Origin of the sequence: Paenibacillus endophyticus, from assembly GCF_014192395.1 — a bacterium.
Taxonomy (GTDB): Bacteria; Bacillota; Bacilli; order Paenibacillales; family Paenibacillaceae; genus Pristimantibacillus; species Pristimantibacillus endophyticus.
This window is the reverse complement of the sequence record NZ_JACHXW010000028.1, coordinates 44,369-57,317: the sequence shown is the minus strand read 5'-3', so window position 1 is coordinate 57,317 and position 12,949 is coordinate 44,369. Positions and strand designations below refer to the sequence as shown.

At 48.4% G+C, this 12,949-nt stretch carries 10 protein-coding genes, 1 other RNA gene and 1 pseudogene; 11 read left to right on the top strand and 1 reads right to left on the bottom strand.

Annotated features, from left to right (window positions below; genetic code table 11):
• Positions 1-56: 56 nt before the first annotated feature.
• Together rnr and FHS16_RS28635 are read left to right on the top strand one after the other, a co-directional pair.
• Complete coding sequence (rnr, locus tag FHS16_RS28640) at positions 57-3,014, top strand: ribonuclease R (RefSeq protein ID WP_183570709.1); 2,958 nt, start codon at positions 57-59, stop codon at positions 3,012-3,014.
• A gap of 258 nt (positions 3,015-3,272) precedes the next feature.
• Entirely contained in the window at positions 3,273-3,473 is a 201-nt protein-coding gene (locus FHS16_RS28635; protein ID WP_028609190.1) for a cold-shock protein, read from the top strand.
• 89 nt (positions 3,474-3,562) lie between these two features.
• Here FHS16_RS28635 and FHS16_RS28630 read toward each other — a convergent pair whose 3' ends face one another.
• The gene (locus tag FHS16_RS28630) at positions 3,563-4,291 is read right to left on the bottom strand and encodes a copper homeostasis protein CutC (RefSeq protein ID WP_183570707.1); all 729 of its coding nucleotides are present in this window, start codon (positions 4,289-4,291) and stop codon (positions 3,563-3,565) included.
• Between the two features lie 138 nt (positions 4,292-4,429).
• On the opposite strand from FHS16_RS28630, the gene smpB reads away from it, so the two are divergent.
• From smpB to FHS16_RS32775, 9 genes and pseudogenes are all read left to right on the top strand, one after another.
• A complete protein-coding gene (smpB, locus tag FHS16_RS28625) occupies positions 4,430-4,909 on the top strand; it encodes an SsrA-binding protein SmpB (protein WP_183570705.1) in 480 nt (159 codons plus the stop codon).
• Positions 4,910-5,180: 271 nt separating this feature from the next.
• Positions 5,181-5,545, top strand: a transfer-messenger RNA (tmRNA) gene (ssrA, locus tag FHS16_RS28620).
• A gap of 266 nt (positions 5,546-5,811) precedes the next feature.
• Complete coding sequence (locus tag FHS16_RS28615; RefSeq protein ID WP_183570703.1) at positions 5,812-6,795, top strand: ABC transporter permease; 984 nt, start codon at positions 5,812-5,814, stop codon at positions 6,793-6,795.
• A 17-nt stretch (positions 6,796-6,812) separates the two neighbouring features.
• Complete coding sequence (locus FHS16_RS28610; RefSeq protein ID WP_183570701.1) at positions 6,813-7,694, top strand: carbohydrate ABC transporter permease; 882 nt, start codon at positions 6,813-6,815, stop codon at positions 7,692-7,694.
• Between the two features lie 65 nt (positions 7,695-7,759).
• Complete coding sequence (locus tag FHS16_RS28605) at positions 7,760-9,328, top strand: extracellular solute-binding protein (protein ID WP_183570699.1); 1,569 nt, start codon at positions 7,760-7,762, stop codon at positions 9,326-9,328.
• Between the two features lie 104 nt (positions 9,329-9,432).
• The gene (locus FHS16_RS28600) at positions 9,433-11,175 is read left to right on the top strand and encodes a sensor histidine kinase (RefSeq protein ID WP_183570697.1); all 1,743 of its coding nucleotides are present in this window, start codon (positions 9,433-9,435) and stop codon (positions 11,173-11,175) included.
• A complete protein-coding gene (locus tag FHS16_RS28595; RefSeq protein WP_183570695.1) occupies positions 11,172-11,885 on the top strand; it encodes a response regulator transcription factor in 714 nt (237 codons plus the stop codon). Before FHS16_RS28600 ends, FHS16_RS28595 begins: the two co-directional genes overlap by 4 nt.
• A 17-nt stretch (positions 11,886-11,902) precedes the next feature.
• On the top strand, positions 11,903-12,664 hold the full coding sequence (locus FHS16_RS32085) for a beta-galactosidase (protein WP_312891111.1): 762 nt from the start codon (positions 11,903-11,905) through the stop codon (positions 12,662-12,664).
• A pseudogene (locus tag FHS16_RS32775) lies at positions 12,589-12,933 on the top strand (beta-galactosidase trimerization domain-containing protein); the annotation flags it as partial. The gene FHS16_RS32085 and the pseudogene FHS16_RS32775, both read left to right, overlap by 76 nt.
• Positions 12,934-12,949: the final 16 nt, after the last annotated feature.

The window sequence follows — 12,949 nt, the reverse complement described above, 5'->3', positions numbered from 1 at the left end:
AACCTGCCGCAACGAAGCTAGAGTTGGCCGCAGGTTTATGAGGAGAAAAACAACTAATGACCATTCACGAGCAGGAACTGCTTGATTTTATGAAAGAAACGGCTTATAAGCCGATGACGTACCAAGAGCTCGAGAAGCATTTTGGTATCGAGGGCGCAGCGGAGTTTAAGGAGTTCCTTAAACTGCTGAACCTGCTTGAGGACGCGGGCAAAATCATTCGTACACCGAATGATCACTATGGGGTGCCGGAGCGGATGAACTTATTGAGGGGCAAGCTGCAATCGCATGCAAAGGGCTTTGGCTTCTTGATACCGGATCAGAAGGATCACGGGGATGTATACTTGCATGCGAATGATCTGAAGAGCGCAATGAACGGCGATATTATTCTCGTGCGAGTCACGACAAGAAGCGAGCATGGCGGCAGGATGGAGGGCGAGGTCGTTCGCATCGTGGAACGGGCGGTCACTCAGATTGTAGGGACATTCGAAGATCATGACGTCTATGCGTTCGTGGTACCGGATGACAAACGGATCAACCGTGATATTTTTATTCCTAAGGGCGGCTACCAAGGAGCAGTTTCCGGGCAAAAGGTTGTCGTGAACATCGTCTCCTATCCGGAAGGACGTTCTGCTGCCGAAGGCGAAATTGTCGAAATTTTAGGACATAAGAACGATCCGGGTGTCGACATTTTGTCGATTATTCGTAAACATCAGCTGCCGGAGGGTTTCCAGGATGAAGTGATGGCGGAAGCGGAAGCTGCGCCGGATTCGATTACCGACGAAGAAATTGTTCAGCAGGGTAGACGGGATCTTCGCGATGAGGTCATCGTCACGATCGATGGCGAGGACGCGAAGGATCTTGATGATGCGGTACATGTGAAGCGCCTGGAGAATGGGAACTATTTGCTCGGCGTTCATATCGCTGATGTAGGGTATTACGTAAGAGAAAATTCGGAGCTGGACCAGGAAGCTTACCGTAGAGGTTGCAGCGTGTATTTGGTTGACCGCGTAATACCAATGCTGCCACATCGTTTGTCGAACGGCATTTGCTCGCTTAATCCGAAAGTGGATCGGCTTACGTTATCTTGTGAGATGGAATTCGACGCTGCGACACTGAAACGCGTGCGCCATGACATATTTACGAGCGTGATCCGTACGAAAGAGCGCATGACCTATACGAATGTGAAAAAAATTCTGACGGCTACGGAAGAAGAGCCGCAGACGGAGCTTATGGAACGATATGCCGATCTGCTCGACATGTTCGGACTTATGGAGGATCTCGCGATGCGTCTGCGCTCGCAGCGGATGAAACGAGGCGCTATCGATTTCGATTTCCAAGAATCGAAGGTAATCGTGGATGAGAACGGCAAAGCGGTCGATATTATCAAGCGTGAGCGTTCCGTGGCTGAGCAAATCATCGAGGAGTTCATGTTGATCGCGAATGAGACGGTTGCAGAGCATTTCCACTGGCTGCGCGTTCCTTTCCTCTACCGGATCCATGAGGACCCGACGCAGGAGAAGCTGCTTAATTTCGTCCAGTTCGCGTCAAACTTCGGTTATACCGTAAAGGGTAAAGGAAATTCGATTCATCCGAAAGCACTGCAGACGCTGCTCGAGGATATTCGCGGAACCAAGGAAGCAACCGTTATTTCGACTGTGATGCTTCGTTCGATGAAGCAGGCCAAATATGATGCGCAAAGCCTAGGACATTTTGGGCTTGCAGCTGAATTTTATTCGCACTTTACATCTCCGATTCGTCGTTATCCCGACTTGGTGATTCACCGGATCATTCGTGAAGTGCTGAATGGCGGGGGTCATTTGACGGAGGCGCGCCATGAGACGCTTACGGCACGGATGCCGGAGGTTGCCCAGCATTCATCCGAACGTGAGAGGGTAGCGGTTGATGCAGAACGCGATACGGAGCAGCTGAAGAAATGCGAATACATGCTCGATAAAGTGGGCGAGGAGTTCGAAGGAATCATTAGCAGCGTAACGAGCTTCGGCATGTTTATTGAGCTGGAAAATTCAGTGGAAGGCTTGATTCGTCTGAGTGATATGTCAGACGACTACTATAACTTCCATGAGCAGCATATGATATTGGTTGGCGAGCGTACATCCAAAATATATCGGATTGGCGACGAAGTGAAAATTCGGGTTACTCGCGTCAGTATGACAGAGCACACGATTGACTTTGAGCTGATGGACATGAAACCGCGCAGCGGAAAAGGCATCCCAAGCAGCTTCGGCGGCGGTAAAAAACGCGGCGGCTTCGGTGATCGTGCGGGTAGTGTTGATCGAGGCGGACGCGGCGGGAAAGGCCGTGGCGGCAGCGCTTCTGGATCAAGTGCAGAAGGGCGAAGCCGAGGCGGATCGGGCGATCACAACCGAGGGGGCAATGGATCGGCGGCGACAGGCGAAGGCAAGCGCGGCGGTTCGGATAACCGTGGCGGAGCAAGCGCAGGTGGTCGCGGCGGGAAAGGCCGTGGCGGTAAAGGCGGCCGCGGCGGATTCAACAGCGGCGTGGACCGCAGCGTGGTTGGCATTGTCGAGCAAGCCAATCCGTGGCGAATCGATGCGCCTGATAGCGGGCGCGGCGGCAAGCGGCGCGGCCGAGGAGGCAGCGGCGAAGCCGGTGTCGGCGGGAACGACAGCGGGTTGGCGGCGTCGGACCGCGGGCCGGGGCAAGAGGCAGGCGGAGCGCCGGGCCAAGGCCAAGAGCAGTTGCGCGGAAGCGGAGGCGGCTCGCGCACGGATATGTGGGGCCTGCCCATCCGCGGCGGCGGCGGGCAAGGCGGCAGTGGCCGTGGCGGAGCCGGGAAGCGGCGGAGTGAAGGCGGCGGTGATGCGGCGAGGCGGAAGAATGCAGCGCCGAGCGGTGCGTTTAGCGGCGAGCGCGGAGTGGATGCGCTAAGCCCGGATGGCAGCGGCGCAGCGCCAGGCAAGAGCAAGCGGAAGAAGAAAAGCGGCGGCGGGGGCAACGCTACAGTAGCGTTTGTCCGCAAGAATCGTAAGTAAATAACTGGCAAGCGGCTTCCGTTCTATGTCATAAATGGAAGCCGCCGCGTTCTGGACAATATGGGAAAATATATTTAAGCTCGTCACTTGCTTTTTAATTCTGGGTATAGTAAACTCAAATCAATCGATAATATGAACCTGAATTCACATATTGAAAAGGGTGTCATTATAGTCATGAAACCCTTTCCAATGTGTGAATTTTTTGTTTAAAGACAAACCAGGCGCATATTAATATTATTTTTTTGGAGGTTTTTACACATGCAACAAGGTACAGTTAAATGGTTTAACGCAGAAAAAGGTTTCGGCTTTATCGAAGTTGAAGGCGGCAACGATGTATTCGTACATTTCTCCGCAATCACTGGCGAAGGCTTCAAAACTCTTGAAGAAGGACAACGCGTAGAATTTAACGTTGTTCAAGGCAACCGTGGACCACAAGCAGAAAACGTTGTAAAGCTGTAGTAGCTTACGAACGTTAATAAAACCGCCTTTGACCTTAGGGTTGAGGCGGTTTTTTTTGTGCGAAACCAAGCGTGGGTGTAGGTTATATTTTAACGGAATTGGTCAAGAATTTGGCGGGCGCTTCGTACGAGTGAACCATCGATCGGAGCTGCAGTTCCGCCGAGTCTAACACCAGTACCGAGATGAACGGCTTGCGCTTTGGTGGCTGAGAGAAAGCTTGGCAATGCTGCAACGGTTAGTCCGCTGCCTGGCAGGATAGTTATATGATGCCCATTAGTTTGTTCAATCAACCTAAAGATTTGATCGGTTGCATCGATTACACTGGGTTTACCACCGGATGTGAGTATCCATTTAATTTGGGGATAATGCAATAGAGTGGATAAAGCCTCCTGCTGATCGGCGACCTCATCGAATGCACGGTGGAAGGTGACGGGCACGTCCCCTGCTGCTGCTAAAAGGCGCTCTAATGACGGGATATCTATTGTGCCGTCTGTACGCAGCGTTCCTAAAACGTAAGCATGGATACCTGTGCCTTGCAGACTTCGCATATATGTAATCATTTCTTGCAGATCAGCTTCTTCATACACGAAGGATTGGCTATGTGGCCTAACCATAACATGAATGGGAATGATCTTTGGAAAAGCGGAGCTGTTGGATTGCTCTAGTCGTTTGAGTGCATCAACCGCCTCGACGACCACGTCTATCTTGGGACTCAGCCCGCCTTGCTCGAAGTCTGAGATCAGTTCTATTCGGTCAGCACCGTGGAGTGCGGCTGTAACCGCTTCATCGGCTGTTGTAGCTATGATTTCAAGCAGCATGGGTATACCTCCTTCTTGAATAGGACAGTGAGAGAGCAGCTCACTGCATCGCCTTGATTTCCGTTCCTAAAGTTGTTACAATGAACACCAGTATACATACAACAACTATTGTAGCTGAATGAAGTCGAGGTGACTAGCATGGGTAAGAAAAGTGACGGCAAGCAGCTCGCCCAGAACAAGAAGGCTTCCCATGACTATTTCATTGAGGAAACGTTCGAAGCTGGGATGGTGCTCTTGGGAACGGAAATTAAATCTCTGCGCAATGGCAGGGCGAACATCAGTGACGCTTTTGCAACCATTCGCAACGGTGAAATCTACATTCACAATATGCACATTAGCCCGTTTGAGCAAGGCAATATGCATAATCCTACCGATCCAACGCGTGCACGCAAGCTATTGATGCACAAAGCTCAAATTCATAAGCTCTTGGGTTTATCGAAGCAAGAGGGCTATGCCATTGTACCTTTAAAGATCTATATTCGCAATGGATACGCGAAGCTGTTGATTGGGCTGGGAAAAGGCAAGAAGCAATACGATAAGCGGGATACGGCTGCGAAACGTGATGCTCAGCGTGATATCCAGCGTGCTCTTCGCGAAAAACAAAAGGTTGCCCGTTAAGCTTTTATTTCCATGGATGTAATCCTCTAGTTCTACCAATAACAATTGTACGCAATTAAGGAGCATTCGTGGTATACTAAAGCAGTAGCAAAGGTAGCATAAGCAAAGATACATCAGAAAGTGCATTCGTGCTATACAATCGAAACAGTGAGTCAGAGGTTTAATCTGATGAATCTGATTCTTAATCCTAAAGCTTCAATTTGTGCTAAACGTTAGTGCAGGCAAGACATGAAATTTATGCTTGAATGCAGCTGATTGTTTATGCAAAATTGGGGGCGTTTATGGATTCGACGGGGATTGGACGAGCGCGGGTTGCGGGTAGCAGGGAGTCGTCTGCTTCATCAACGCTAAAGCCTATTAAACGGCAAACAACAAACAAACTACGCTTTCGCAGCCTAAGAAACTGTGTGCGTGCTTCTACCCAGCATCGTCCATGTGACTGGATTAGGGGCTAACAAGTAGTGGAATACGCTGTCTCATCTCCGCCTGCGGTGAGCTGAAGAAGACAATCAGGCTGACCCAACGTATAGCCGGTTACGGGGCGATACTCGGGTGACATCAAAACTGTGACTACACCCGTAGAAGCCTGTGTGGCGTGATCTTCGGACAGGGGTTCAAATCCCCTCGCCTCCACCATACCATGAAAAACCCGACCTCGTGAGGTCGGGTTTTTGCTTTTGTAATATTTGATAAGGCGAATCTTTTTGTTGAGCTAACTGGCAGGATAGATCGAAACCATCTGGGTAAAATATCCGAAAAGGCGGATATCACCATGTTATTGAGACAGGCTGTTTTTATGAGCGTGAGACTTGAGATCAAAAAATGACAACGCTTTCTTTAAAATGTTGGCTTACGAAGCTCTCTCTCTCCGGTGTAGACTTGATATCAAGGGAGGGACATATATGGATCTTGGCACACAAATGACAAACGGTTCAGCCAATAATCAAAGTCGAGCGGATTATTGGAAGCGATTCAAAAAACAAAAGGTACTTCATCTTTTCGTGGGGCTAGGAATGATTTTCCTGCTGATCTTTGCCTATTCTCCAATGTTCGGCATCGTGATGGCGTTCAAAAATTATTCCATCTCCGCCGGAATAAGAGGAATATTCACAAGCGAGTGGGTCGGCCTTAAACACTTCGACGAGTTCGTCAACGATTATCAATTCGGAACCATTGTCCGCAATACGTTGGTCTTAAGTTTTCTCAAAGTGATCTTTGCCTTTCCGGCTCCAATACTGCTTGCGATTTTGCTGAACGAAGCGAAAAATCTACGGTTCAAGAGGTTCGTCCAAACCGTCAGCTACTTGCCCCATTTTATTTCATGGGTAGTAGTAGTAGGACTAGCTTTCGCTTTCCTGTCTGCCGATAGCGGCCTTGTCAACAAGGCGCTGATGAGTCTCGGTTGGATCGACAAGCCGCTCGACATTCTTACGAACCCCGATCATTTCTGGGGGCTTGCGGTAGGAAGTGCGGTGTGGAAGGAGATGGGTTGGTGGACAATCATTTTCTTGGCCGCAATCGCGGGAATTAATCCTTTCCTGTATGAGGCCGCGCAAATCGACGGCGCAGGGAGATTGGCGCGTATTCGCCACATTACGTTGCCCGGCATGCAGGGAACGATCATCGTCGTGCTGATCTTGACGATAGGCAGCATACTGGGCGGAGGTCTGGTAGGCTCGAATTTCGAACAAGCTTTCCTGCTAGGCAACAGCATCAACAATCCAACCTCGGAAATCGTGCAAACCTACGCGTTCAAGGTGGGATTAAGGGACGGGCGCTTCTCGTATGCGGCAGCCATCGATTTGATCCAATCTGTGATCTCCGTGACGCTAATCTTCTCCAGCAACTATATCGCCAAGCGATTGTCGGGATCTAGCTTATTTTAGGAAGGGGGAGACAGGCGATGACGCTTAGCCAACGACAAAAGGATCGCATAATGGATGCAGGAGTCGCGATCGCACTATTCATAATCATGCTGTGTATGCTTTATCCGTTTTATTACGTTCTTATTTTATCATTTAACAAGGGGACTGATTCGCTTCTCGGTGGCGTTTATTTGTGGCCACGGACCTTCACATTCGAGAACTATGCCCGCTTTTTGAATGATCCTCATTGGTATCAATCCTTTTTGGTAACCATTTCGAGAACCGTTTCAGGAACCGTGCTGGGGGTTTTGTTTACCTGTCTTGTGGCATACGGGCTCTCGCATCGCGATCTATTGTTTCGTAAATCGTATTTCACGATCGTTATTTTTGCGATGTATTTCTCGGGAGGACTTATTCCCTACTACGTGGTGCTTCGCTCACTTGGGCTTCTAAATTCATTTGGCGTATACATCATCCCATCCATGCTGAGCACATTTTTCTTGTTGATTGCCATCTCGTTTTTCCAGGAAATTCCTCAGGAACTGAAGGAATCCGCGCATATAGACGGAGCCAATGAAATCGTCATTTTTTACAGAATCATAATGCCGGTATCCATGCCCCTAATCGCGACTATGGCTCTCTTCACAGGTGTTGGTCAATGGAATTCCTGGCTGGATTCCGCTTATTTCGTACAATCGGAAGAATTGAGAACGCTTGCATTCAGAATGATGGAAGTGATCAACAAGAGCAGTGCACCCGTAGACGCTCTTGCCGCAGCGAATAAAGCGGCAGCCGGCGTTACAAGCTATTCGCTTCAGGTAGCGGCAATGGTTGTCTCCATTGCACCAATTGTATGCGTATATCCATTCCTTCAAAAGTTTTTTATCCAAGGTATTATGTTGGGTTCAGTAAAAGGTTAACCGATTCGCATATTATTAAAGCGCATGCTTTGATATATAATAAAACATTCATTGGAGGGGTTACATTGAACAAATTCAGAAGCAAGAAATTTTTGTTCTTATCGCTGGCAGTTATGCTGGTGCTTAGTTTGCTGGCCGCATGCTCCCAAAATACGGCTGATCCCGGAGAAAGCAATGAACCCGGGAACGAAATGAGTTCGAACAGCGGAGAAAAAGTAAAGGAGCTTTCGTTGTTTATCGATGCTTCTTGGTATCCTGTAAAGGAATGGAAGGGTTCGATTGCCGAGAAAATTACAGAGAAAACAGGCATCAAGCTCAAAGTTACGGTTGCAACCGACGATAAGCAACTTCCCCTCATGATCGCTTCGGGAGATCTTCCGGATCTTGTTTTCACCAACGCCAACATTGACCGGATGTCCGATTCCAAGCTCTCCTATCCGTGGAACGAGCTGATCGAGAAATATGCGCCTGAATTCAAGATCGACAATACAAGAATCGCGATCCATACGATGGATGATGGCAATTTCTATACGGTCCGTAACTCTTTTGCGACTCAGGAGGAAATGGCGCAAAATAAATATGCGATCGGCAACGATGGCAATCCCGGGATCGCCGTGCGTGAGGATATACTGAAAGAACTCGGCAATCCGTCCATCCAGTCGCTGGACGACTTTACGAAAGTACTGGGAATGGTTAAAGAAAAGTATCCCGATATGGTACCGCTCATTATAGATAAAGATTGGATCGAGCAATACTTCATTCAGCAGATCGGCGTGGAAGCACTGATGGATGGCTGGTACGAGCAAGACGGAGAAATTGAATATGCCATTAAGCATCCGAAAATGCTCGATTACTTCAAATTTATGAATAGCTTGTATCGAAACGGTTATATTCTGGCGGAGAATTTCGCTCATGCGAATGACCAAATCGACGATCAATACGCAACAAGCGGAAAGGCATTTGCTCATAGTCATACAGTAAACGTGGCGGATATGGATAATATCGCTGTTAAAAAAAATGGAGGAGCTTATACGTTCAAGATGCTGCCGAGCGCCTTGTCAAGCGATGCTAAGTCGGTTAGTACGGGTCTTGGCTTTGCCGGTACCTTCATCACAAAGAAAAACAAAGATCCTGAAGCTTCAATCAAGTTCATTGAGTATTTGGCTAGCGACGAGGGCAAGAAATTGACTATGTTCGGGGTTGAGGGCGAGCATTGGACTTGGAACGAAGAAGGATATCCGAATCTGAACTATGATCCGTCGGACAGCGAATTCGTGAACAGCAACGGCATTAAATGGTGGTATTTGTATAATGACGGGATCACGGAAGGCATGCTTGGATATGTTCCGGGTACGCAAAAGACGCAAGCCTTGATGGAAAGGAAAGCGATAACGATATATAAACCGGAAATTGGCTTAATCCAGACGCAGCCGGATTCGGAGGAAAAAACGATTAAAACAAAAATTGACGAAATGATCAAAAATGAAAAGGTGAAAATTTATTTATCCAAAACAGAGGAAGAAGCAATTGCCAATTACGAAAATATGATTAAAACCGCAGAGAGCATGGGCCTGCAAAAGCTGGTGGGTTGGGCTAATCAAACGTATCAGAAGAAAAAGGTTCTGTTTAAGTAAGAGGGGTGTCCGGTAGAGGCTGTAATTGCTTCTCCCGGACCTTGTTTGCTCATGGTAATATAAAGACAAGACATAGCGATTAAGATCGGAGTGAGTTTGTCCCCATGAGCATTACGCGTAAAATGATTTTGGGATATATCATTCTTATTTTCATTCCGGTTCTCGGCTTCGGGTACCATTACTACACACAAACTTATGGCAATCTGACCAGGCAGTTCGTGGAAAGCCGGCAAAAGATTCTCGAGCAGGCATATGCCAACATGAAAAGCGATTTTATACGCATTCAATCGGTTCAGCGTTTGCTGCAATATAATCCTTATGTCACGGATTATCTGGATGGCGTGTACCAGACCGATGCGGATAGCGTTTATGCGCTTATTCGCTACATTCGGCCACTGTATACGCAGTCGTTGTTCGCTAATCCTGAGATTGAATCGATTGTCATCTACAAGATGAAAAATCGCGTTTTACCGGTAACGGATCTCTTCCGTGATCAATCTTTGCTAAATGCGCAAATCGAAGAGAAAGTCGAACATTTGAAACCAGGCAAAGGGTTGTGGATACGCGAAGAGCCCGAAGCGGCAAAGCCTGACTTGATCTATTATCAGCATATTTACAATACACAATTTACGGAAAAAATCGGGCTTCTGGAGATTCGAATTCGTAATAGTCTGATTGGGAATTTTTACGCTGCGGCCGGAGTGGAAGGGAATTGGCATGCCTTCTTGTTGTCACCTGATGGTCGACCGCTTAACGAAGGCGAGGCGGCATCGGCGCTTGACGAAAAGACTCTACATCGGTTGGGGCAAGACGATAGTGCATTTTTCATCAATCGAAAGTCGATCGTCAACGGAATAAATATCGATGAACTGAACGTTAGAGTTGTTGTTGCGGGACGAGCCGGCGAAGTTTTTTATTCGATCAAGCAGCGAGAACTTATTTTAGTAACATTAATTGTCCTTTTGTTGGTCGGCTTGTCCGTTGCTTATTACGCGATGGCATCGACCATAACCAAACGGATTCTGAGATTAGCCAGATTTATGCGAACGTTGAATAACGATAATTTGAGACAGCACATCATTAAGCACGACAAGTTGGATGAAAAGGATGAAATAGGTTTTCTTACAGCCACCTACAACTCCATGGTTCAACGCGTGGACGAATTAATCAATAATGCACACCGCGCCGAGCTTCGGAATAAAGAAGCCGCTTACATGGTACTGCAGGCGCAGATCAAACCGCATTTTTTGTACAATACCCTTGAAACGATCCGAATGGTCGCCGAATCGAACAACGACAGAGAGGCTGCGGATATATCATTCTGGTTTGGAAAGCTAATGCGATACAGCCTGTCATCGAAGCAGGACGTGACGACTCTTGAGAGAGAACTTGAAATGATCACCTTCTATTTGAAAATCCACAAGATGCGCTTGCAGGCCAGGTTAACTTACGAAATTGACGTTTCAGTCGAGGCGAAGCATATTGCGTGTCCTCGCTTTATATTGCAACCGATAGTGGAGAATAGCATCGTGCATGGCGCGTCCGCCGTTCTCCGGCCCGTTCATGTTCGGCTTCAGGTAGAAGAGACGTCTGAAGAAATCCGGATCAGGATAGAAGACAACGGCCCTGGAATTGCGTTAGATAAACTGTTCGCCATTCAAAATCAAATAACGAATGGATCAGAGCTCAGATCGGAAGGGGAAGAAAGCCGGGGTATAGGTATTTATAATGTAAGCGAGCGTATCAAATCATTTTTTCGCGGCACTTCAAGGCTAACCCTTGAAAGCAGGCAAGGGGAGGGGACCTGCGTCACTATCATCATCGATAAAGGGGGAGGCGTAGAATGAAAGTATTGATCGTGGATGACGAGCCATTGATTTTGAACGGCATTGTCAAGATCGTCAACGAGTCGATGCCTCTCGGTATGGAGGTTCGAGCTGCTTCCAGCGTGCCCGAAGCGCTTGATGTGATGAAAGCCTATCTGCCGGATGTCACCGTGACGGATCTGCATATGCCCGAGAAGAACGGATTCGATTTGATTGAAGAAGCCAGAGAATCGGGATTATGCGACCGCTTCATCATTTTGACCGGATACGAATACTTTGAATATGCGCGGAGAGCGCTGCGTGCGGGGGTCGTCGACTATTTGATGAAGCCGGTCGATAGGGATGAAATTGCGGACCTGCTGAAACGTATTGCCGAGGAGCTTCCCATCGAGAGTGATTCCAGCGGCTACGCTATTCATGCCCAGCGCATCTTGGCCTACTTGGACAAGCATTATATGCAGGATCTTTCGCTGGAGCACCTTGCAGGGCTGATGGATCTACATCCGCACTATATCAGCAGATTGTTCAAGAAGGAAACGGGAGAAAACTTCGTAAACTACTTGAACGGCCTGCGAATTCGCGAAGCGAAGAAGCTTCTCAACCATCAGCAGCATCTTACGGTCAATGCAATCGGTCAGCGGGTAGGGTTCGAAAGCAGTCATTACTTTTCTAAAGTATTCAAGAAATTTACGGGGGTTACCCCCGGCGCCTATCGTGAAGACCGCACTTAAACTTATACGGAATAGAGGTGTCCGGCCATGTTCTAAGACAATCCCTCCGGATTAACAGTTGGGAAGATTTCCCTTCTGTTGTCGGCGCGATTAACGGAAGCCTGGGGGCGGAATTCGCTCGTTTCCAGCGGCGGCTCTTCACTGAATTTCTGGCATTGCAAGCTTCGATTGTAAACGAGTACAAACGCCCAGACCAATTCGTTACGCATAATTTTGACTTCGGCTGGAGGGACGGTTCGTACGGTGTGCAGCCGGATGTTGACCATTTTTCCGCGGCGGAAACGCTGGATATCGTCGGTGTAGACATTTATCACCCATCGCAAGACAATCTCACCGGTAAAGAGATTTCGTTCTGCGGTGACACCGCCCGTTCACTCAAGCAAGCAAATTACTTCGTGCTGGAGACGCAGGCACAAGCTTTCCCGAATTGGACGCCATACCCCGGTCAGTTGCGGCTTCAGGCATTCAGCCTTCTGGCATCAGGGGCCAATATGGTCGAGTACTGGCATTGGCATTCCATTCACAATGCTATCGAGACGTATTGGAAAGGACTTCTCAGTCATGACATGGGTCCGAACCCGACATACGAAGAGGCGATGACAATCGGACGCGATTTCGCGAGGTTGTCTCCGAAGCTCATTAACTTGAAGAAGAAGAACCGTGCAGCCTTGCTTGTCAGCAACGAAGCGTTGACGGCGCTTCAATGTTCCCTCTGCCCGGAAGGAAAGCCGATTACAATGACATCGTCCGCCTCATGTATGACCGGCTGTATGAAATGAACATCGGCTGCGATATTCTGTCGCCAGATTCGGATGCACTCGATCAATACGACCTAATTGTCATCCCTGCGCTGTATGCGGCATCGGACGATACGCTGGATCGATTGAACCGGTATGTGGAAAACGGCGGACATGTTGTTTATACGTTCAAGAGCGGTTTTGCAAACGAACATATCAAGGTCCGGACGAATGTGCAGCCCGGACGTATCGACGAGGTTTGCGGCATTCGGTACAGCCAGTTCATCCAACCTGATAAGGTGATACTCAAGGGAGACCCGTTCGGGG

Coding starts and splice junctions, on each gene's coding strand:
- rnr (WP_183570709.1), top strand. CDS start 57: ATGACCATTCACGAGCAGGAACTGCTTGATTTTATGAAAGAAACGGCT.
- FHS16_RS28635 (WP_028609190.1), top strand. CDS start 3,273: ATGCAACAAGGTACAGTTAAATGGTTTAACGCAGAAAAAGGTTTCGGC.
- FHS16_RS28630 (WP_183570707.1), bottom strand. CDS start 4,291: ATGCTGCTTGAAATCATAGCTACAACAGCCGATGAAGCGGTTACAGCC.
- smpB (WP_183570705.1), top strand. CDS start 4,430: ATGGGTAAGAAAAGTGACGGCAAGCAGCTCGCCCAGAACAAGAAGGCT.
- FHS16_RS28615 (WP_183570703.1), top strand. CDS start 5,812: ATGGATCTTGGCACACAAATGACAAACGGTTCAGCCAATAATCAAAGT.
- FHS16_RS28610 (WP_183570701.1), top strand. CDS start 6,813: ATGACGCTTAGCCAACGACAAAAGGATCGCATAATGGATGCAGGAGTC.
- FHS16_RS28600 (WP_183570697.1), top strand. CDS start 9,433: ATGAGCATTACGCGTAAAATGATTTTGGGATATATCATTCTTATTTTC.
- FHS16_RS28595 (WP_183570695.1), top strand. CDS start 11,172: ATGAAAGTATTGATCGTGGATGACGAGCCATTGATTTTGAACGGCATT.